Source organism: Mesorhizobium sp. ZC-5 (genome assembly GCF_025753855.1).
In the GTDB taxonomy this organism is placed as follows: Bacteria; Pseudomonadota; Alphaproteobacteria; order Rhizobiales; family Rhizobiaceae; genus Neomesorhizobium.
The window spans coordinates 150,432-171,087 of the sequence record NZ_JAOWPT010000002.1 but is presented as its reverse complement, the minus strand read 5'-3'; the positions used below and the strand labels follow the sequence as shown (position 1 = coordinate 171,087).

Sequence of the window (20,656 nt, the reverse complement as noted above, 5' to 3'; positions counted from 1 at the left end):
CGCGGCTATGTATGAGAACGTAGTGGAAAGCGAGGCGATTCGCACGCTCTGGATGCAGGGCATCCATGGCCCGGATTATTGCGCCGCGATGGCCTTTTCGATCTGCGGCAACAACTCGCCGGTGATCGCATCCGGGCTCAGCGGGCCGACATGCTTGTAGACGATCTTGCCATCCTTGCCGACGAGGAAGGTTTCGGGAACGCCGTAGACGCCCCAGTTGATCGCGGTGCGGCCGGCATCGTCTATGCCGATCGCCCTGTACGGATTGCCGAGTTCACCGAGGAAGCGTCGCGCGTTTTCGGGCTTATCCTTGTAGTTCAGCCCGGCGATGGTGAAGCGCTGATCCTGTGACAGCGCCAGCAAAAGCGGGTGCTCTTCGCGGCAGGGCGCGCACCACGACGCCCAGACATTCACCAGCGTCACCTTGCCGGCAAAGGAAGCAGAGTCGAGACCGGGCAGGTCGGTTCCCTCGAGCGGCGGCAATTTCGTCTCGGGCGCGGGCTGCCCGATCAACGCGGACGGGACCGCGGAGATGTCGCGGCCCGACATCAGCTGTGCGAAGAACACCGCCGCGAGGCCGAGAAAAAGCAAAAGCGGCAGCAGGACAAAAATCCGGCGCGGCTTCGGCGCGGTATCCGGCTGCACGCTCATGCCCCCGTTCCGGCCTTGCGCTCGGAGCGGCGGCGCACGCCGCTTGCCTCCAGTTCGGCGGCTTCGCGCTTGCGTGCTCTCTGGTCGAAAAGGATCCAGCCGATCAGGCTGGCGATCGCCAGCGCGGAAATGCCGTAAGCGGCGGTGACGTAGAGCGCGTGCGCCGACATGCTATACGCCTTGCCGCTCGGCGCGGCGCGCCTCGATGCGCTGCATGGCGCTGACGCGGCGGCGCCAGATCTCGTTGCGCATCGCCATCAGGTGCAGCGTGAAGAAGAGCATGGTGAAGCCCAGTGCCATCACAAGCAACGGCCAGAGCAGGCTCGGGTGGATGGTCGGCCCGTCGAGCCGGAACACCGAGGCCGGCTGGTGCAACGTATTCCACCAGTCGACAGAAAACTTGATGATCGGGATGTTGATGAAGCCGACCAGCGTGACGATAGCGGCGGCGCGAGCCGATCGCGCGGGATCGTCGAGCGCCCGGGTCAGCGCGATGATGCCGAGATACATCAGGAATAGCACGAACACCGAAGTCAGCCGGGCATCCCACACCCACCAGGTGCCCCACATCGGCTTGCCCCAGATCGAACCGGTGACCAGCGCCAGCGCGGTGAAGACAGCGCCGATCGGCGCGGCGGCCTTCAAGGCCACGTCAGCCAGCGGGTGCCGCCAGACCAAGGTGCCGAGCGCCGACAAGGCCATCAGAGTGTAGCACATCATGGCAAGCCAGGCGAAAGGCACGTGGATGTACATGATGCGCACGGTGATGCCCTGCTGGAAGTCTTCCGGGGCGGAGAAGCCCAGATAGAGGCCGATCGCCAGCAGGACGACGGCGATGCCGCCGAACCACGGCACAAGCCGGTCGGCCAGCGCCAAAAACCGCGTCGGGTTGGCGAGGTCGGCAAAACTTCTGATCGTCGTGCTGGTTTCGCTCATCGTAGCTCAAAATAGAACGGGGCAGGTCCGCCCGCAATCGAGCAGCCTCGTACAATAGTGCTGCCTTCTCTATCGCATGATCCTTGCCTGAAGGGCCTGCAACTTTCGGTATCAGTCTGCGGCATAGCGCAGCGCCAACGCCGCCGCCACCGGGCCGATGACGGCAAGAAACAGCGTCAGCGCGGCAAGAATAAGGAATGGCGGCAGGAAAGGGTCGGGTTCGGCCACCGCCGCATAGCTCGCTGAAACGCCGAAGATCAGCACCGGGATCACCAGCGGCAGCACCAGCACCGAGATCAGCAGCCCGCCCCGCGGCAGCACCACGGTAACCGCCGCACCCACCGCGCCGATGAAGGTGATTGCCGGTGTGCCGACCAGCAAGGTCAGCGCTGCGGCGCCAATGCCCGCCGGCTCCATGTTCATCAACAGGCCGAAGAAGGGTGCTGCAATCACCAATGGCAGCACGCTGGCGGTCCAGTGGGCCAGGCATTTGACGAACACCGTCAGCGGCAGCATGTGCCGGCTTTCGGCGAGGATGAGCAGATCGAGCGAGCCGTCCTCGCGGTCGGCCTGGAACAGTCGGTCGAGGCCGAGCAATGAGGCCAGCAGCGCGCCGATCCACAGGATCGCCGGCCCGATGCGGCCAAGCAGGTTGAGATCCGGCCCGACACCGAACGGGATCGTGGCGATCACCGCGAGGAAAAAAAGAACGCCGGTCAGCGCCCCACCGCCGGCGCGAACGCCGAGGCGCGCATCGCGGAGGAAGAGCGCTAGCATTGGGAGCCCCCCCTTGGGAGTATCTCACTCCTTTGGACAGGCTTGCACTCTGCGTTGCCCCCCTCTGTCCTGCCGGACATCTCCCCCACAAGGGGGGAGATTGGCCGACCGTAACGCCGCGCTTCGTTCAGCAGCGTTGTTGGTTGGGCGCGAAGTTCTTTGAAAGCGTAATCTCCCTCCTTGTGGGGGAGATGTCCGGCAGGACAGAGGGGGGCGCGAAGGAACTCAGACATTGCCTGGCCTTCCCATCTCCAACGCCTTCGCCCCTCGAAGCCCGAGCGGCAGGTGCGTGGCGGCGATGATGATCCCGCCATCCTCCAGATGCGCCTGCATCAATGCGGCGAACTGCGCTTCGGATGCCTTGTCCAGTCCGGCGGTCGGCTCGTCGAGCAGCCAGACCGGCCGATAGCTGACGAGCAATCTGCCGATCGCGGCACGCCGGCGCTGGCCTGTCGACAATGTGCCGAACGGCAGGTGGCCAAGTCCGTCGAGCCCGACCATCTCCAGCGCCTCGCCGACCGCCAGATGCGGGCTACCCGAAAAATCTTGCCAGAAGCGCAGGTTCTCGGCGACGGTCAGGGCCGTCTTCATGGCGTTCTGGTGACCAACATAGTGACAGGCCGAGGCGACCGTCGGCCATTCCTCGCCGCCGCCGTCGAGCCGGACGGCCCCTTGCGCCATCGGCAAAAGTCCGGCGATCACCCTGAGCAAGGTCGATTTTCCCGCACCGTTCGGACCGGTCACCATCAGGCTTTCGCCTTCGGCCAGATCGAAGCCGAAGCCGGAGAAAATCGTCTCGCCGCCACGTTCGCCGCTCAGATTTTCGGCGATCAGCCGCATGCGTTCCCCGTCATTGATCATCACATGCCGCTCTCGCTCCCGCGTCGCAGCAAATTTGCTTTTTATGTCTCTAGAACTCTTCCAAGAAACTCTTTATATGCGCAACAACCACGCCAGCGGTCGGTGTGGCAAACGAATTTGCGCCGAACCAGCGCACGCGCCGCCTTGAACGGCTCGGGTTGCTTGGGAGCGGACAGCGGAAATGGCCGTACCCGCACCTTTGCGCGTGATTGCATGCCCATCGGAGTCCGTTCCCTTTCAGGCTGAACAGACAAGGATGGATCGCACGTGTCCAAATCACTCGACAGTTTCAATTGCCGTCGCACCCTCAAGGCAGGTGATGCGGAATATGTTTATTACAGCCTGATCGAAGCCGAAAAGAACGGCCTCACCGGCATCGCCCAGTTGCCCTATTCGATGAAGGTTCTGCTGGAGAACCTTCTGCGCAACGAGGATGGCCGTTCGGTCACCAAGGAATCGATCCAGGCGGTCGCCGGTTGGCTGACCGACAAGGGCACGGCGGGCGTCGAGATCGCCTACCGCCCGGCCCGCGTACTGATGCAGGACTTCACCGGCGTTCCCGCCGTCGTCGATCTCGCCGCGATGCGCGACGCCATGGCCTCGCTCGGCGGCGACCCGCAGAAGATCAACCCGCTGGTTCCGGTCGACCTGGTCATCGATCACTCCGTCATTGTCGACGAGTTTGGCACGCCGATGGCGTTTGCCCGAAACGTCGAGCTCGAATACGAGCGCAATGAGGAACGCTACAAATTCCTGAAATGGGGGCAGCAGGCGTTCCGCAATTTTCGTGTCGTGCCGCCCGGCACCGGCATCTGCCACCAGGTCAACCTCGAATATCTGGCGCAGACGGTGTGGACCCTCACCGGTGAGGACGGCGACATCATCGCTTATCCCGACACCTGCGTCGGCACCGATTCGCACACCACGATGGTCAACGGCCTCGGCGTGCTCGGCTGGGGCGTTGGCGGCATCGAGGCCGAAGCCGCGATGCTCGGCCAGCCTGTCTCGATGCTTCTCCCCGAAGTGATCGGCTTCCGCCTCACCGGCGCGCTCAAGGAAGGCGTCACCGCCACCGACCTCGTGCTCACCGTCACCCAGATGCTGCGCAAGAAGGGCGTCGTCGGCAAGTTCGTCGAGTTCTTCGGCCCGGGCCTCTCCAACATGACGCTGGCCGACCGAGCCACTATCGGCAACATGGCGCCGGAGTATGGTGCCACCTGCGGGTTCTTCCCGGTCGATGCCGAGACCATCCGCTATCTCACCATGTCCGGCCGCGCTGAAAACCGCATCGCGCTGGTGGAGGAATATTCAAAGGCGCAAGGCATGTGGCGCGACAAGGGTTCGGCCGATCCGGTCTTCACCGACCTGCTCGAACTCGACCTCGGCGACGTGGTGCCGTCGATGGCCGGCCCGAAGCGTCCGGAAGGACGTATCCCGCTGGAAGGCATCGCTTCCGGCTTCGCCAAGTCGCTGGAGACCGAGTACAAGAAGACCGTAGACACCGCCAAGCGCTATGCCGTCGAAGGCGCCAGCTACGACCTCGGTCATGGCGATGTCGTCATCGCGGCGATCACCTCCTGCACCAACACTTCCAATCCGAGCGTGCTGATGGCTGCCGGCCTTGTCGCCCGCAACGCCAATCGACTCGGCCTCAAGCAGAAGCCCTGGGTGAAAACTTCGCTCGCCCCCGGCAGCCAGGTGGTGGCCGAATATCTGGACAAGTCGGGCCTGCAGAAGGAACTCGACCAGATCGGCTTCAACCTCGTCGGTTTCGGCTGCACCACCTGCATCGGCAACTCCGGTCCGCTGCCGGGGCCGATCTCTAAAGTCATCAACGACAAGGGACTGATCGGTGCTGCCGTGCTTTCCGGCAACCGCAACTTCGAAGGCCGCGTCTCGCCCGATGTACAGGCCAACTACCTGGCTTCACCGCCGCTGGTGGTTGCCTATGCGCTGGCTGGTACCGTCACAAAAGATCTCACGACCGAGCCTCTCGGCGAGGACCGCGACGGCAATCCGGTGTTCCTCAAGGACATCTGGCCATCGAGCCAGGAGATCGATGCCTTCATCGCCGAAAACGTCACCCGCGAACTTTTCGCCCGCAAATATGCCGACGTTTTCAAGGGCGACGAGAACTGGCAGAACGTGCAGGCGCCGGAGGGGCAGACCTACACCTGGGACGACAATTCGACCTATGTGCAGAACCCGCCCTACTTTGTCGGCATGGGCTCCAAGCCAGGCGCTATCGGCAAGATCGAGGGCGCCCGCGTGCTCGGGCTGTTCGGCGACAAGATCACCACGGACCACATTTCGCCGGCCGGTTCGATCAAGGCTGCTTCGCCCGCCGGCAAGTACCTGACCGACCATGGCGTCGGCGTCGCCGATTTCAACCAGTACGGCACGCGCCGTGGCAATCATGAGGTGATGATGCGGGGCACCTTCGCCAACATCCGCATCCGCAACCATATGTTGGGCGAAAACGGCCGCGAAGGCGGCTATACGATCCACTATCCCACCAAGGAAGAAGTGCCGATCTACGACGCCGCCATGGAGTATCGTCAGGAAGGCGTGCCATTGGTCATCTTCGCTGGCGTCGAATACGGCAACGGTTCGTCGCGCGACTGGGCGGCCAAGGGCACCAATCTGCTGGGTGTCCGCGCCGTCATCGCGCAGTCCTTCGAACGCATCCACCGCTCGAACCTGGTCGGAATGGGCGTCATCCCCTTCGTCTTCGAGGAAGGCACCTCATGGGCCTCGCTCGGTCTGAAGGGCGATGAACTGGTGACGATCGAAGGGCTGGAAAACATCAAGCCGCGGCAGAAGATGCTGGCGAAGGTCACGTTCGGCGATGGCACGGTGAAGAATGTGCCGATCCTCTGCCGCATCGATACGCTGGACGAACTCGACTACTTCAAGAATGGCGGCATCCTGCAATATGTGTTGCGCGACCTGGCCGCCTAAAAGCTGACTTCGAACTTCAACGAGAAGCCGCCGGGACGTAGGTTCCGGCGGCTTTTTTATGCCACGGTATGGCTTCGCACACGCTGGCGTCGATCGACCGCAACAGACCGATACCGCGAAAATCGCTGCCGCTGCCAGATTGTACCAGCCGGCCCGAGCCAGCCGTCGCCCACGAACAATCGACCGGCGTCAGGGGGGAATCGAGCTTTCAGGCCTCGAATCACAGCAGCAATTTTTCACCGCAACGTGACTTCCTGTTGAGGGCCGCTTCTGTCAATTATTTTCGCAATGAGAACAAAGCCGGCAATGCCGGCAATAGAGTTGGAACGGCCATGGACTTGGGCAGAATTCTTGGGCTGGCGGCCCTGACGCTGGTCTTGTCGCCGATTGCGGGGCCGAGCATGGCGGAAGACCTGCAAAAGCCTCTCGGCGTCATCGAATTGTTCACCAGCCAGGGATGCAATTCGTGCCCGCCCGCCGATGCGGTGTTTGCCGACTTCGCCCAGGAGGGCGACGTGGTCGCGCTGGCTTATCACGTCAACTACTGGGACTATCTCGGCTGGCAGGACACACTCGGCTCGGTCGAGAGTACGGAGCGCCAGTATGACTATATGAAGTCATTCGGCACCCGCTCGGTCTACACGCCGCAGGCGGTCATCAACGGTCGCGCCCACGTCAACGGCGCTGTTCGTTCCGAAGTAACCGCTGCACTGGACGGCATGTCGAGCGCTGGAAACGGCCTCAAGGTCGGGATCTCCGTCACACGGTCCGGCGACAGTGTCGTCATCGAAACCGACTCGGCGAAGGAAGCTGTCGGAGAGGCGCATGTCGTGCTGGTCTATTATGACCCGGTGCAGCCGGTGGTCATCACGCGCGGCGAAAATACTGGCAAGACGGTCAATTACTGGAACGCCGTAAAGGACATACAGACCGCCGGCATGTGGCATGGCAAGTCGGCCCGCTTCGAGATGCCGGTCAGTGATATGGCCAAGAAGGGCAGTAACTGTGCCGTTCTGCTGCAATCCGCAGGCAAGGATGGCGCGCCCGGACCGATCCTCGGCGCCGCCGTCATCGACATTCCTGAAGCGCGTCGCGCCGAATAGGATTCGGCGGCCGCGCTTCAGGTTCTTTGATCCGATGCATGTCGTTATCCCGAAACCGAGGACACTTTCGGGCGAAATGAATTAGCCGCGGACGGTGGCAAGAAAAAACCGGCGCCAGCAAAGACTGACACCGGTCACAAGGATTTGGGATCGTCGCACCAGGCTTTCCGACGGAAAGCCCAGGTTGGTTCGATCCGACTCAGACCCGTGGGCGGGGGGCTTGGGGTTTACGAGTCAGTGCCGGACCGAACCGTCTCAGGCAACAAGGGGATGTTCGTCAGATATTGAGGCTAAAGCCGGGATTATTTGCGGCAAGATTGTGGCGAAGCCATCACCAATTCCGACACTTTGTCCCGCTTCGTGAGGTATCCTGTAACAATCCGTAACAAAGCGGCGGACTTGCATTTCCGCGACGAACAGGCAAACTCCTCGTGTCGCCAAATTGTCATGGAAAGGCTGCGTTGCATGACCGATCGCGGTGCCGGAGCGGAGGATGGGGACGAATCCGCAATATTGATCCCGCTCCACGAGGCACGGCGCGAACGGCTCAATCTCCCCGTTTCATTCGACCGGCGCGAACTCGATCTGATTCTGAGGCTTTACGGCCGCATGGTCGCGGCCAATGAATGGCGCGACTACGCCATCGACCATCTCCCTGAAAGGGCAGTGTTTTCCGTCTTCCGCCGGACCAGCGAGACGCCGCTTTTCCAGATCATCAAGAACCCCAGGCTTGCGCACAGGCAGGGCGCCTTCTCCGTTGTCGCGGCGTCCGGACATATCCTTAAGCGCGGACACGAACTCGCACGGGTCCTCGGTGTATTCGACAAGGCGCTTCGTCTGGTAGAAGCCTGATTTTCCTATAGTTTTCCCAAGAACCTTCGCTCAGGCAGCGATTCCGGATCAGGATCCTTGTCGGTCCCGCCATTCATCGAAAGCTGCATGAAAACCGTGTCCAGCCAACGGCCATGCTTGTAGCCGGAGCCCTGCAAAGTTCCGGAATGGCGAAAGCCGAGCTTCTCGTGCAACTTGACCGAAGGGCTGTCCGGGCTGCCGTCGCCGATTACCGCGATCATCTGCCGGAAACCACATGATTCGGCTTTCGTTATGAGCTCTTCGAGCAGCAGGCGGCCGATCCCCTGGCCCTTTGCCTCCGGCGCCACATAGATCGAATCCTCCACAATGAAGCGGTAGGCCGGTCGTGGCCGAAATGGGCCCGCATAGGCATACCCCACCAGCACGCCGTTGTTTTCAGCGGCGATGTAAGGGAAGCCGCCATCCTTCAGCGATGCGAATCGGCTGCCCATTTCGGCGCGCGTCGGCGGCTCCAGTTCGTAGCTGGCCGTGCCATTTGTGACCGCATCCGCGTAGATTTCCGTGATCCGATCGAGATCCGACGCCTGCGCGTCGCGGATAACAAGCCTGCTCATATTTTATGCACTTCAGTTTAATGCTCGCAATAACAGCAAACCTCGGCGCAAAAGAAAAGGGCGGCTCGAAGCCGCCCTTTTCAAATCGATTGGTCCAGTTACACTATTCGCGGTTGCCGAGGAACTGCAGCAGGAACGTGAACAGGTTGATGAAGTCGAGATAGAGCGTCAGCGCGCCCATGATCGCCTTGCGGCCCGAGACAAGGGCGTCGTCTCCCTCGAAATACATTTCCTTGATCTTCTGCGTGTCGTAGGCGGTGAGGCCGGAGAAGATCAGCACGCCGATCGCCGAGATGGCGAACTGCAGAGCCGACGACTGCAGGAAGATGTTGACCACCATTGCGATGATCAGGCCGAACACGCCCATGATGAGGAACGACCCCATCGCGGTCAGGTCGCGCTTCGTCGTGTAGCCGTAGAGCGACAGCGCACCGAAAGCGGCGGCGGTCACGAAGAACGTCTGCACGATGCTCTGGCTGGTGAAGACCAGGAAGATCGACGACAGCGAAACGCCGACAAGCGCGGCATAGGCCCAGAAGGTCGCCTGCGCGGCCGACACGCTCATCGAATTGACGCGGTAAGCCAGGAAGAACACGAGTGCCAGCGGAGCCAGCATGACCACCCAGCGGAGCGCCGAACCGTAGACAGCCGCGCCCAGCGCGGTCAGCATCTTGCCGTTGGCGAGCGTTGCGACGGCAGCGGCCGGATCATTGGTGGTGGTCAGCATTATCATGCCGACGGCGGCCACACCGGTGATAACGAGACCGAGCGCCATCAGGTTGTAAACCTTGAGCATGTAGGCGCGCAGGCCCTCGTCGATGGCGGCGTCGGTGCGGGTACCCGCATTCACGGCGCGCGCCTGATAGTTGCGAAGGTCAGCCATGGATTTCCTCTATTGCTTCTGCCCCGTCGGGTGTCGGGATTTTACAACCCAGGCGCCGCTGGCGGGACTCCAGCATGCCTGCGGGCAAATATGATGATTCTTTAAGGCGAGGACAAGACCCGTTACGGCCCGAAACCCGTCGTGAAGGACGATTCTCATACATTTACAAACGCCACGCGCCATCATTCACCTGGATTTTACCACGCGTTAACCAGCAGCGGGAGGCCGGCGAGCCTCGGACTACAGATTTCGCAACACCGGCGCAGCCTTGTGGCCAAGCACCCGCCAGGTGCCGGCGAGCCCAAATCCGACGGTCAGAACAAGCGCAAAGACGATTGTTCCAACCGCCACCTCGGGCAGGAAGTGCGACGGCAGCGTCATGATGCGCGCCACCACGAACCAGGCGGCGATGCCGCCCGCGGCCAGCGCAAAAATGGCGGTCGCCAGGCCGATCAGCATATATTCGAGCGAGAACGCAGCGATCAGGGTGTGTCGGGTCGCGCCCAGCGTTTTCAGAACAACCGCATCGTGGATGCGGGCGCGGTTGCCGGCGGCAAGCGCTCCGGAAAGCACGAGCACCGAGGCGATCAGCGCGACGCTCGCCGCGGCGCGGATCGCGGTGCCGAGCTGGCCGACCAGCCGGTTGACGACGTCGAGTGCATCCTTCACCCGCACCGTGGTGACTGCGGGAAAGGCACGCGTCACCGCGTTGAGGATGCGCGATTCGTCAGCCGCCGTGGCGTCATCGAGAGACAGGGTCGCCAACCATGAGTGCGGCGCGCCGGCAAACGCGTTGGGCGAAAACACCATGACGAAATTGATGCCCATCGTTTCCCATTCGACTTGCCGGAAGCTGGCGATCGTGGCGGTGATGTCGCGGCCAAGCACGTTCACCGTCACCGTGTCGCCGATCTTGAGACCGATCGCCTTGCCTTCCTCGGCGGAGAAGGAAACCAGCGGTTCCCCGGAATAATCCCGCGGCCACCATTTGCCCTCCGAAACGGTGGCGTTCTCGGGAATAGTGTCGGAGTAGGTGATGCCGCGGTCGCCGCGCAGAACCCAGGCGCCCTCCACGGGCACGGTCATTTTCTGCACGTCGACCCCATTCAACGCCACGACACGTCCGCGCAGCATCGGTACCTGCATCAGTTCGCCGCCGGGGGCTTCCTTCTTGATAAGCTGCGTGAAATTCCCGACTTCCGTGCTCTGGATATCGACGAAGAAGAAATTCGGAGCTCGCTCCGGCAGGCTGCCGGTGATCTGCCGGCGCAGGTTGCCGTCGATCAAGGCCAGCGTCACCAGCAGGGTCAGTCCAAGCCCGAGCGACAGCACCACGGATGGTGTCAGCGCACCCGGCCGATGGATATTGCCGATGGCAAGCCGCAGCGCAGTCGAACGCACGCGCGGGCTTTTCCGCGCAATCCACTGGACCAGCCAGCCGACGCTTCTCAGCACGATGAAGGAAAATACCGTGGCCCCGACGAAGATCGAGGCGATCCAGCGGTCGCCGGAAAACAGGATGGCGAGCAGCGCCAATACAGCCGCGAGCGCCAGCGCTAGCGCGACATAGACGAGGTGTGGAAAGCCGCGCCCCTCAAAGCCCATTTCACGAAACAGCGCCGTTGCCGGCACGTCGCGGGCCCGACCGAGCGGCAACAGCGCGAAGGCCAGTGTCACCAACAAGCCAAACAATGCGGCAAGACTGAGCGCGCCTGGATATATGCCGGTTTCCGCCGGTACCGGGATCAGCGATTGCAGTGCCGCACTTGCGGCAAACGGCATCAGCGCGCCAAGAACCAGGCCGGCAACGATGCCGATGGCGGCGATCAGCAGGATCTGCACGAGATAGACTGTAAACACGAACCCGCCCGAAGCGCCCAGGCTCTTGAAGGTGGCAATGACGCCGCGTTTGCCGTCGAGATAGGCCCGCACCGCGTTAGCCACGCCGACACCGCCGACCACCAGCGCGGTCAGCCCGACCAGCGTCAGGAATTGCGAAAACCGCTCGATGTTGGACGACAGCGACGGCGCCGCGTTGCTTCGTGTGCGGATGCTCCACCCGGCTTGCGGATGCTCCACTGCCGCCTGCTCGCGGATGGTGGTCATTTCCGCCTCGGCGGTGCCGGCCGGCAGCCGGACCTTGTAGCCGAACTCGACCAGGCTTCCCGGCTGGACCAGCCCCGAGGCGCGCAATCCCTGCATCGACACCAGCAGCCGCGGCGCGAAGCTGAAGCCGTCGGAGACCGCGTCGGGCTCGGTGATGATCCTGGCGCGCAATTCGAAGGTCGTGCTGCCGACTTTTACGCGGTCGCCGAGTTTCAGCCCCAGCCGCTCGAACAGGAGGTCGGGCGCCGCGGCGCCATGGATGCCGGCCTTTGCGTCGAACAGCGCGTCGTGGCCGAACTGCGGCTCCGTTTCCAGCGTGCCGTAGAGCGGATAGGCGCCGTCGACCGCCTTCAGTTCGACAAGCGTCTGATCGGACCCGTCCTCAAGCCGCACCATCGAGCGCATCGATGCGCTTTCCGCGACTGTGCCCAGTCCGTCGAGGAAGGCGCGTTCCTGCGCTGACGCCTCGCGCTGGTTCAGTTCGAACCGCATGTCGGCGCCAAGCAGCACCTGGCCCTCATTGGCCACACCGGCGGTGATCGCCCGCGCCACCGAATTGACACCGCCGATCGCCGCAACACCAAGGGCGATGCAGGTGAGGAAGATGAGGAACCCGGAGAAGCCGCCGCGCATCTCGCGCAGCGAAAAGCGGATGGCGAGCCTGAGCGTCTTGGAGAACGGCATCTTCTATGCCGGAACCGCTTGCAGCGACGGTGGCGTCTCGATCCGCCCCGACCGCATCGCCACCTGCCGGCTGCAGCGGTTGGCCAGCGCGGGGTCATGCGTCACCAGCACCAGCGTCATGCCGCGCTCCCTGGCCTTGGCAAAAAGCAGATCGGCGATCTGCCTGCCGGTCGCCTGGTCGAGATTTCCGGTCGGTTCGTCGGCGATCAGGATGCGCGGTTCCGGGGCCAGCGCCCTGGCGATCGCCACACGCTGCTGTTCTCCACCCGAGAGTTCGCCGGGATAGTGCGTTACCCGGTCTGCGAGGCCGACGGCGGCAAGTTCCCGCTCGGCAACGCCGAACGGGTCGAGATGGCCGGCCAGCTCCAGCGGCACCGCGACATTTTCGAGCGCTGTCATGTTGGGGATCAGGTGGAACGACTGGAACACGATGCCAATGTTGCGGCCGCGGAATGCGGCGATCCGGTCCTCGCTTTTGCCGTTCAGGGTTTCGCCTGCAATTCGCACCGTGCCCTGATCGACCTTCTCCAGCCCGGCAATCACCATCAGCAGCGTCGACTTGCCGGAACCGGAAGGCCCGACGATGCCGGTCGCCTCGCCGCCGGTCACATCAAGGCTGACGCCTTTCAGGACTTGCACGGACGATGCACCTTCGCCGAGCGTCAGCGACACGTCTTTCAGTTCGATGACGGCTTCTGTCACGGCGGATCGGTCCTATATGGATTAGAAAGGGCTGAAGCGGTTTTCGTCATATGGGTTGCGGTTAATGGCTTTCAAACAATTGGCATTCCTGGCTTTTGGGGCCTTTTTCGCGATCCTCACAGCCTTTCCCGCCGTTGCCGAGCCTTACCGGATCGTCGGTTTCGGCGACAGCCTGATGGCGGGCTATGGCCTCGGCCCTGGCGAAGGTTTTCCCGAAAAGCTCCAGGCAGCGCTACAGAAGAAGGGTCACGATGTCGTGATCACCAATGCCGGCGTCTCCGGCGACACGTCGAGCGGCGGCCTGTCGCGCCTCGACTGGTCGGTGCCGGACGGCACGCAACTGGTCATTCTCGAACTCGGCGCCAACGACATGTTGCGCGGCATCGCACCCGAAGTCACCGAACAGAATCTCGACAAGATGCTCGACCGCCTCAAGGAGCGTGGCATGGCCGTGTTGCTGGTCGGCATGGTCGCCGCCCCCAACCTGGGCCCCGACTACGCCGACGCCTTCAACAGCATTTTCCCGCGGCTTGCCGAAAAATATTCCGTGCAGCTTTATCCGTTCTTTCTGGACGGCGTTGCCGCCGACCGCCAATTTCTGCTGGAGGACGGAATGCATCCCAACGCCGCCGGCATCGACCGGATGGTCGAGCGCCTATTGCCGACGGTCGAGAAATTGCTTGCCGCAAAAGCGGACGATTCATGAGCCAAGGCAGGAAAGAGCCGGACGAAGCGAGGCTGACGGCAATTACGCTGCGGAAACCCGTTCGTTTGCCGTCACCAAACAAACAGCTTGCCCCTGCCAGGCTTCGGTGATTCGCTAGGGGCGACAGTTCGATTCGGGGAGGTTAGCCATGCCGCGACTTTTCACCGCCCTCGAAATTCCGCGTGATGCCGCAATGTCTCTCTCCCTCCTGCGTGGAGGTCTGCCCGGGGCACGCTGGATCGATGTCGAGAACTATCACCTCACGCTACGCTTCATCGGCGACGTCGAAGGTCATGTCGCGGACGAGGTTGCCAACGCACTCGATCGGGTGCGGCGATCGTCCTTTTCGCTGACACTTTCGGGCGTCGGGGCGTTCGGCTCGAAAAAGCCGCATGCCGTCTGGGCGGGCGCCGTGCCGTCACCCGATCTCAACGCCCTGCAGGCCGAAATCGAACGCATCTGCCAGCGCATCGGCATCCCGTCCGATCCGCGCAAGTTCACGCCCCACGTCACGTTGGCGCGTCTCAGGAATTCGAGCCCCGCCGATGTCGCGCACTACCTTTCGGCACGCGGCAATTTTGCGACCCTGCCGTTCAAGGTCGGACGTTTCGTGCTGATGTCGTCGCGCGACTCGGTCGGCGGCGGACCTTACATCATCGAGGAGGCCTGGCCTCTCAACGGCGCCGATGCGCGCCAGCCCAACCTGTCGGCCAGCGCTCCGGAGGCATCCCGGATCATGCGGTAGACGTCGGCGAAGCCGTCCGGGCCGCCGTAATAGGGATCCGGCACCTCGCCGGTTCTGCCATTTGCGTATTCCAGAAAGAGATGCACGCGGTTCTTCGCCTGTGCGGGTGCGAGCGCCCTGAGGTCGTCGGCGTTCGACCGGTCCATGCCGAGGATCAGGTCGAAGCGCTCGAAATCGTCGGGTCGAAATTTACGCGCCTTTTGGCCGGCGATGTCTATGCCATGGCGCGCCGCGATGGCGATCGAACGCGGATCCGGCGCCGAACCTTGATGCCAACCACCGGTGCCGGCCGAATCGACCAGCACCTGGTCGCCGAAACCGCGCGCTTCGATGACCGAACGGAACACGCCCTCCGCTAGGGGCGACCGGCAGATATTGCCGAGGCAGACGAAAAGTACCGAAGCGGGCGCGGCGGACATGCGGTTTCTCCGAAGCTCCATCCCGCGATAGCACGAAACCGCGTGGCAGGAGAGTGGCCCTGTCGTCGCGGCACCGCTTCAAATGCGCCCCTTGCAGATTCCATCTTGCAGCGCCTGCAGAAATTCCCACATTTCCTCGCAAGGAGTTTTGCGATGGCGAAGAACAGGATTTTCGACTTTTTCGGTTTCGGCGGCAGCAATGCCGGCCGCGAGCAGGAAGTGCGTGAAAAGTTCTGGCAGACGGCAAAGAAGGCGGCCCGCCAGGTGCCGTTCATGGAGGATGTCGTCGCCGCCTATTATTGCGCGCTCGACAAGCGCACACCGCTCCGTGCCAAGGGCATCCTGGTTGCCGCACTCGCCTACTTCGTGATGCCGGCGGACACCATTCCCGACGTCATTGTCGGCCTCGGTTTCACCGACGATATCGCTGTGCTGACTGCCGCGATCACCGCGATTCGCGCGCATCTCAAGCCGGCGCACCGGGCCGCGGCAAAACGCTCGCTCACCGAGACATCCTGAGACGCCGCGACGGCAACCTGCCCGGCGGCGTTGACGCACGGTTTCGCCCTGAAACAAAAGTCAAACTCTTGCCGCTTTCGTGGTCTTGATGGCGAAACAGGGACTTAGTGCGATGCCTGTGGCAGGCGGGCGGCGATACTGGAGGAACGAAATCGCCTTTTTGCGAGGTGGTTCACCCTTTGGTAACTCCGATTAATTCAAAATGAAACAAATGGGGCCTGAACAGGGCCAACCCCGTTCTCGCCACAGTGACAGACAGGGATAAATTTGAGACGATGCGCGGATTGATTTCCACTCTCACCGGCCTGGTACTGATCGCGGCGGCCACACCGGCGCTCGCCCAATCGGCCACCAAGATCGGCCAGCACAATGCATGGGGCACCTACAGCTACCAGGCGCAGAACGGCAAGGTCTGCTACGTGCTCACCGTTCCAACGGACAAGCAGCCACCCAATCTCGATCACGGCGATATCTTCTTCTTTGTCAGCCAGAAGCCCGGCCAGAACGTGTCATTCGAACCGCAGTTCATCGCCTCGTATGATTTCCAGGCCAATTCGAAAGTCTCGGTCACCGTCGGCGACAAATCCTTCTCGATGTTCACCCGCGGCAAGTCGGCCTGGATGGAGAACGCCGCCGAGGAGCCGCAGCTGATCGCCGCCATGAAGGCCGGCTCGGACATGAAGGTGGCCGCAAAGTCGGGCCGCGGCAATCCGACGAACTATGCCTTTTCGCTGAAAGGCATCTCGGCGGCGCTCCAGTCGATCACCAGCTGCAAGTAACGCGGGCAAGCCGGTTGGAAGCCGGGCTTCGTGCCCGGCTTTTGCTTGTCGGGGAGAACTTTCTGCCGAGGGGGATCGATCCATGCCCACGATCATCGACGGCACCAGCAGCCATCTCGACACGGCAGCCCAAATATGGGCCGAGGCGACCAGCGCCCGTGACGGCGATGACGATGTGCCACCGCTTGGGATTTCACGGCCGATCATCGTCCGCGTACTGGAAAGTTCCCGGCGTGCATTGCTTCTCGTCATTCTGAACGATGCCGGCGAAGCGGTCGGCTTCGCGGCCATTGCGCCGGTTCCGGGCAATGCGGACATGGCCGAACTTCATTATGTTGGTGTCAGCCCTCGCGCCTGGGGCGGCGGGTTTGGCAAGCAACTGATGGCGGCGGTCCCCGCAGCGCTGAGGAAGCGCGGCTTCACCGCTGCAAAACTTGCGGTCTATGCCGACAACCCGCGCGCGGTGAGGCTCTACGAACATCTCGGCTGGCGCCGTCACGGAGACCCGGAACCGCACCCCCGCTCCAGCAGGCCTGAGCAGGAATACCGACTGTCGATCTGACGGGCTTGCCGCAGGTCCTCTGGATCAGCTCACAACCGGCATATTCGCCCGATGGGCGCGAGCCGAGCTACTCCGAGCTCTTGGCAAGCTTGCCGAAATCTTCATCCAGGCGCTCGAGAGCCGTGGAGACGGCACGCTTCCTTTCCTGCGCCCATTGTTCCTGCATCGCGACTTTCTCGCCGGCTGCCTTGATCATCCGTTCCATTTCCTTGGGCTGTGGACCGCCGACAGTGGCCCTGTTCTTCACGATGGCGACGGGGTCGAGGGTGGCGCGAAATTCCTCTTCGCTCATGGGAAGCTCGCTTGCTGCGTTGGTCTCCTTGACGGCTTCCGAATAGATCTTCCTGGCCTCCGCGTAGGGGAAGTCGAGCGGCTTGATATTGTTGGCCTTGGCGTAGTCGACGACCTCCGAAGCGAAATGGTGTCCGACCCGGAAAGGGAGCTTGTACTTGCGCATCAGCACGTCGGCCAGTTCCTGGGACGCGGTCCAGTCACTGTTCAGTTCCTCCAGCGAGCGGGCGGGATCGATGACGAGCGAGCCGAGGATCTCTTCCCAACCCGCCAACGCCTCGATCGCGCTTTCAACCATCGCGGAGTTGGCATCCACGTCCTTGGCATCCGACATTCCCGGCGTGATGTTGTGGGCCTGGATGATCGGCCCCATGCCCAGGGTCACCGCCGTCGACGCATCTTGCCGGGTCGAGTTCAGGATTCCCGGATTACGCTTCTGCGGCATCGCGCTGGACACATAGGTGTTGTTTCCGCCTTCCTGCAGCAATATCCAGGGGCGCGGCTGCGCATACTGCGTCATGATATCTTCGATGAACTGTCCGGTGTGGAGAGCCACGCTCGTCACGATCGAACCTACCTCGACCGGTTCGTCTACCGATGAGATCTGCGAGGCGTCGTAGGCATTGTCCACGATGCCGCCGAAGCCGAGATAGTCGGCCATGCGATCACGATTGAGAGGCCAACTCGTGCCGTTGAGCACCGTGGTGCCCATGGGAGACCGGTCGATTCGAGCATAGGCCTCACGGATACGCTGGGCGTCGCGTTCAAGCCCCGCCACATGGCCAAGCAGATAGTGGCCGAAACTGTTCGGCTGAGCGGCGACACCATTGGTATAGTTCGGGACGATCGTGTCGATATGGCGCTCCGCAAGGCCGACCATCGCGCTCGTGGTCTTGTTCAGCTGATCCGCGAGCCGGAGGAGATCGTCGCGCAGGATCGCCGCCCTGTACGTCGCGTGCATGTCCTGACTCGAGCGGCCTGCGTGTATCAAGGTGACCTCGGAGCCGGCTGCCTCGATGAGCAAGGGTTCGAAGGTAATCACGCTTGACGGGCGCTTCGCCCCGGGTTGGTCGCCGTCCTCGAGCACCTTCACGAGCCCTGCAGCGATCTTCGGCGTGAGGGCCTTGTCCAGAAGGCCTTCCTCGGAATTGATGACGATCGTCGCCTTGTTGATCTGGCCCAGCCAGAAAAATTCGTCCTTTGCCTTCTCCTCCGCGATAGCCACGGAATTCATTTGAAAAGCCGCAGCCAACGTCAGCACGCCAAGAATTGTTCTCATAGACACCTCCCAACAATGTATGAGGCGTTATGAGTACCCAATTCTCCAACCAGAACAACCTGCGGTCTGTTTGCCGGCCTGCGCTGCGGGGGTGTGCGTGGCGCAAACAGGCCCACTGCGTAACTTGCAGTCGCACCAAGCCAGCGTGACGGCGCCCTGCACCTGTGATATGTGCCGCCGCAATCCTATCTAGCCGGAATTGTTTTTGTCCAAGCCAGACCGATCATGACGCTTTCGTTCGATATCACCGATGACCAGACTCGCTCCTCGCTTGGCGCCCGCGTCGCCATGCCGGCGAAGGAGTCGCTCATCGGCCTGACGCGGTTAGAACTCGGTGAGGCGCTGGTACGCGCCGGCGTGGTGCCGGAACGCCAGGTGAAGATGCGCGTCCAGCAGCTCTGGCACTGGCTTTATGTGCGCGGCGTCGCCGATTTCGCGCATATGTTCAACATATCGAAGGACCTGCGCTCGGCCCTCGACCAGCATTTCACCATTGCCCGGCCAGAAATCGTCGAGGAACAGATCTCGTCCGACGGCACCCGGAAATGGCTGTTCCGCTTTCCGCCACGCGGCGCCGGCCGACCGGTCGAGATCGAGACGGTCTACATTCCGGAGGAAGGCCGCGGCACGCTCTGCATCTCCAGCCAGGTCGGCTGCACGCTCACCTGCTCCTTCTGCCACACCGGCACCCAGAAGCTGGTGCGCAACCTGACGGCCGAGGAAATCCTCACGCAGCTGATGACGGCGCGCGACCGGCTGGGCGACTTCCCCGACCGGGACACGCCAGACGGCGCAATCGTTCCTGCCGAAGGCAGGAAGATCTCCAACATCGTCATGATGGGCATGGGCGAGCCGCTCTACAATTTCGAAGAGGTCAAGAAGGCCCTGCTGATCGCTTCGGATGGTGATGGCCTGTCTCTTTCGAAGCGCCGCATCACGCTGTCGACGTCCGGTGTCGTACCGGAAATCTTCCGCACCGGGGAAGAGATCGGCGTCATGCTGGCGATCTCGCTGCACGCTACCAACGACGATTTGCGCGACCTCCTGGTGCCGATCAACAAGAAATATCCGCTCAAGGACCTGGTTGCCGCCTGCCGCACCTATCCCGGTCTGTCGAATGCGCGCCGCATCACCTTCGAATATGTGATGCTGAAGGACGTCAATGACAGCCTCGACGACGCAAAGGCGCTGGTGAAACTGCTCAAGGGCATCCCCGCCAAGATCAACCTGATCCCGTTCAACCCGTGGCCGGGCACCAACTACCAGTGCTCGGACTGGGAGACGATCGAGAAGTTTGCCGACTACATCAACAATGCCGGCTATGCCTCGCCGATCCGCACGCCGCGCGGCCGCGACATCCTCGCCGCCTGCGGTCAGTTGAAATCGGAATCGGAGCGGTTGAAGAAACACGAGCGCCTGGCGCTCGAAGCCATGATGATCGCCGGGCACGGCGAGGCCTGATCGGCTGCAGTTTCGCTGACGGTCGACAAGCTTCCGTTGGAACGGCAGGCTGCCGAGCCCTCGGACATCTATAGGCTCGCCCGGAAAATCTGTTTAGGATTGGCTGTTCCAACGGAGAAGGTGCGATGCGGAAGTTCCTCGTGATGCTTGCCGTGACGGGTTTCAGCAGCGCCGCGCATGCCGGCGAAATTTCAAGCGCCTATACCGATCTAGTGGCCGAGAAGGATTGCGTGACCTACTCGGCGGCGGGAGACGGCGAGGGCGACTGGGCAAACCTTGCCTGCACAGGTTATCGAGGCTACCCGGTGCTGATCGCTTATGACGATGTGCGCGAGTCCGTGTTCTACGGCTTCCCGCCGGCGGAGGACCTGCCGTGGGAGAGTTTCAGCGCCTTCAATTCCGCCGGCCCCAAGGTCGAGTGGCGAATCGAGACCAATGGCGATCAAAGCGTTCCGTTCGCGACGATTCATCGGTGGTCGGTCAGCGACCCGGAGGACCCGGACAAGAAGATCGAGGTGCTGGTCGTTTCCAAGGTCGGGCAGATGGCCGAACGCGACGGCTGCGTGGTCGGACTGGTGGTCGCCACCGGTAATCCCAAGGCCAACGACACGGCCCGCAAGATCGCCGACGAACAGACCCGGACCTTCGCCTGCGGTGCCGACGAGCGCGTGCAGGTGAGTGGCGACGTCGCGCTACCGGAATTCAGCCGCGCCGAGAACGACTGAGCCTATCCCCACACTCGCCGGTGCACTATTCGCAAGAAAGCGTGAAAAAGCCGCCGCTCCCGTGGGGAACGGCGGCTTG

Annotated in this window: 21 protein-coding genes; 10 read left to right on the top strand and 11 right to left on the bottom strand. The window is 62.4% G+C overall.

Annotated features, from left to right (window positions below):
* Window positions 1-75 precede the first annotated feature (75 nt).
* From OHD58_RS03915 to ccmA, 5 genes are all read right to left on the bottom strand, one after another.
* Window positions 76-651 (bottom strand): DsbE family thiol:disulfide interchange protein, encoded by a 576-nt coding sequence (locus OHD58_RS03915; RefSeq protein WP_263801754.1) that lies wholly within the window; start codon window positions 649-651, stop codon window positions 76-78.
* Entirely contained in the window at window positions 648-821 is a 174-nt protein-coding gene (gene ccmD / locus OHD58_RS03910; RefSeq protein ID WP_263801753.1) for a heme exporter protein CcmD, read from the bottom strand. Before ccmD ends, OHD58_RS03915 begins: the two co-directional genes overlap by 4 nt.
* 1 nt (window position 822) lies before the next feature.
* Window positions 823-1,587 (bottom strand): heme ABC transporter permease, encoded by a 765-nt coding sequence (locus tag OHD58_RS03905; protein ID WP_263801752.1) that lies wholly within the window; start codon window positions 1,585-1,587, stop codon window positions 823-825.
* Window positions 1,588-1,698: 111 nt separating this feature from the next.
* Complete coding sequence (gene ccmB, locus OHD58_RS03900) at window positions 1,699-2,364, bottom strand: heme exporter protein CcmB (protein WP_263801751.1); 666 nt, start codon at window positions 2,362-2,364, stop codon at window positions 1,699-1,701.
* A 225-nt stretch (window positions 2,365-2,589) separates the two neighbouring features.
* Window positions 2,590-3,204 (bottom strand): heme ABC exporter ATP-binding protein CcmA, encoded by a 615-nt coding sequence (gene ccmA / locus OHD58_RS03895; RefSeq protein ID WP_263802688.1) that lies wholly within the window; start codon window positions 3,202-3,204, stop codon window positions 2,590-2,592.
* Between the two features lie 288 nt (window positions 3,205-3,492).
* Here ccmA and acnA point away from each other — a divergent pair, with 288 nt between their 5' ends.
* The 3 genes from acnA (at window position 3,493) to OHD58_RS03880 (ending at window position 8,141) form a co-directional block, all read left to right on the top strand.
* Window positions 3,493-6,186 carry an aconitate hydratase AcnA gene (acnA, locus tag OHD58_RS03890; protein WP_263801750.1) on the top strand — a complete coding sequence of 898 codons (2,694 nt, stop codon included), beginning with the start codon at window positions 3,493-3,495 and terminating at the stop codon, window positions 6,184-6,186.
* Window positions 6,187-6,518: 332 nt separating this feature from the next.
* Window positions 6,519-7,289: a DUF1223 domain-containing protein gene (locus OHD58_RS03885; protein WP_263801749.1), complete on the top strand. Its 771-nt coding sequence runs from the start codon at window positions 6,519-6,521 to the stop codon at window positions 7,287-7,289.
* A gap of 465 nt (window positions 7,290-7,754) precedes the next feature.
* On the top strand, window positions 7,755-8,141 hold the full coding sequence (locus OHD58_RS03880) for a DUF2794 domain-containing protein (RefSeq protein ID WP_263801748.1): 387 nt from the start codon (window positions 7,755-7,757) through the stop codon (window positions 8,139-8,141).
* Window positions 8,142-8,146: 5 nt separating this feature from the next.
* On the opposite strand, the gene OHD58_RS03875 is transcribed toward OHD58_RS03880, so the two are convergent.
* From OHD58_RS03875 to OHD58_RS03860, 4 genes are all read right to left on the bottom strand, one after another.
* Entirely contained in the window at window positions 8,147-8,716 is a 570-nt protein-coding gene (locus OHD58_RS03875; RefSeq protein WP_263801747.1) for a GNAT family N-acetyltransferase, read from the bottom strand.
* A 103-nt stretch (window positions 8,717-8,819) separates the two neighbouring features.
* Complete coding sequence (locus tag OHD58_RS03870; RefSeq protein WP_263801746.1) at window positions 8,820-9,599, bottom strand: Bax inhibitor-1/YccA family protein; 780 nt, start codon at window positions 9,597-9,599, stop codon at window positions 8,820-8,822.
* Window positions 9,600-9,839: 240 nt separating this feature from the next.
* A complete protein-coding gene (locus OHD58_RS03865; protein ID WP_263801745.1) occupies window positions 9,840-12,389 on the bottom strand; it encodes an ABC transporter permease in 2,550 nt (849 codons plus the stop codon).
* A 3-nt stretch (window positions 12,390-12,392) separates the two neighbouring features.
* Complete coding sequence (locus tag OHD58_RS03860; protein ID WP_263801744.1) at window positions 12,393-13,091, bottom strand: ABC transporter ATP-binding protein; 699 nt, start codon at window positions 13,089-13,091, stop codon at window positions 12,393-12,395.
* 64 nt (window positions 13,092-13,155) lie between these two features.
* On the opposite strand from OHD58_RS03860, the gene OHD58_RS03855 reads away from it, so the two are divergent.
* A complete protein-coding gene (locus OHD58_RS03855; protein ID WP_263801743.1) occupies window positions 13,156-13,797 on the top strand; it encodes an arylesterase in 642 nt (213 codons plus the stop codon).
* Window positions 13,798-13,945: 148 nt separating this feature from the next.
* The gene (gene thpR / locus OHD58_RS03850) at window positions 13,946-14,542 is read left to right on the top strand and encodes an RNA 2',3'-cyclic phosphodiesterase (RefSeq protein ID WP_263801742.1); all 597 of its coding nucleotides are present in this window, start codon (window positions 13,946-13,948) and stop codon (window positions 14,540-14,542) included.
* Here thpR and OHD58_RS03845 read toward each other — a convergent pair.
* On the bottom strand, window positions 14,446-14,961 hold the full coding sequence (locus tag OHD58_RS03845) for a low molecular weight protein-tyrosine-phosphatase (RefSeq protein WP_263801741.1): 516 nt from the start codon (window positions 14,959-14,961) through the stop codon (window positions 14,446-14,448). The two genes, thpR and OHD58_RS03845, sit on opposite strands and share 97 nt — an antisense overlap.
* Before the next feature lie 153 nt (window positions 14,962-15,114).
* On the opposite strand from OHD58_RS03845, the gene OHD58_RS03840 reads away from it, so the two are divergent.
* The 3 genes from OHD58_RS03840 (at window position 15,115) to OHD58_RS03830 (ending at window position 16,821) form a co-directional block, all read left to right on the top strand.
* A complete protein-coding gene (locus OHD58_RS03840) occupies window positions 15,115-15,480 on the top strand; it encodes a YkvA family protein (protein WP_263801740.1) in 366 nt (121 codons plus the stop codon).
* Window positions 15,481-15,755: 275 nt separating this feature from the next.
* Window positions 15,756-16,259: an invasion associated locus B family protein gene (locus OHD58_RS03835; RefSeq protein WP_263801739.1), complete on the top strand. Its 504-nt coding sequence runs from the start codon at window positions 15,756-15,758 to the stop codon at window positions 16,257-16,259.
* A gap of 82 nt (window positions 16,260-16,341) precedes the next feature.
* Window positions 16,342-16,821, top strand: a complete 480-nt coding sequence (locus tag OHD58_RS03830) for a GNAT family N-acetyltransferase (protein WP_263801738.1) — start codon at window positions 16,342-16,344, stop codon at window positions 16,819-16,821.
* Between the two features lie 67 nt (window positions 16,822-16,888).
* Here the strand turns inward: OHD58_RS03830 and OHD58_RS03825 are convergent, their stop codons facing one another.
* The gene (locus OHD58_RS03825; RefSeq protein WP_263801737.1) at window positions 16,889-18,391 is read right to left on the bottom strand and encodes an argininosuccinate lyase; all 1,503 of its coding nucleotides are present in this window, start codon (window positions 18,389-18,391) and stop codon (window positions 16,889-16,891) included.
* A 225-nt stretch (window positions 18,392-18,616) separates the two neighbouring features.
* Between OHD58_RS03825 and rlmN the strand changes: the two genes are divergently transcribed.
* Window positions 18,617-19,852: a 23S rRNA (adenine(2503)-C(2))-methyltransferase RlmN gene (gene rlmN / locus OHD58_RS03820; protein WP_263801736.1), complete on the top strand. Its 1,236-nt coding sequence runs from the start codon at window positions 18,617-18,619 to the stop codon at window positions 19,850-19,852.
* 125 nt (window positions 19,853-19,977) lie between these two features.
* Window positions 19,978-20,577, top strand: coding sequence for a hypothetical protein (locus OHD58_RS03815; RefSeq protein ID WP_263801735.1), 600 nt, complete (start codon window positions 19,978-19,980; stop codon window positions 20,575-20,577).
* Window positions 20,578-20,656 lie beyond the last annotated feature (79 nt).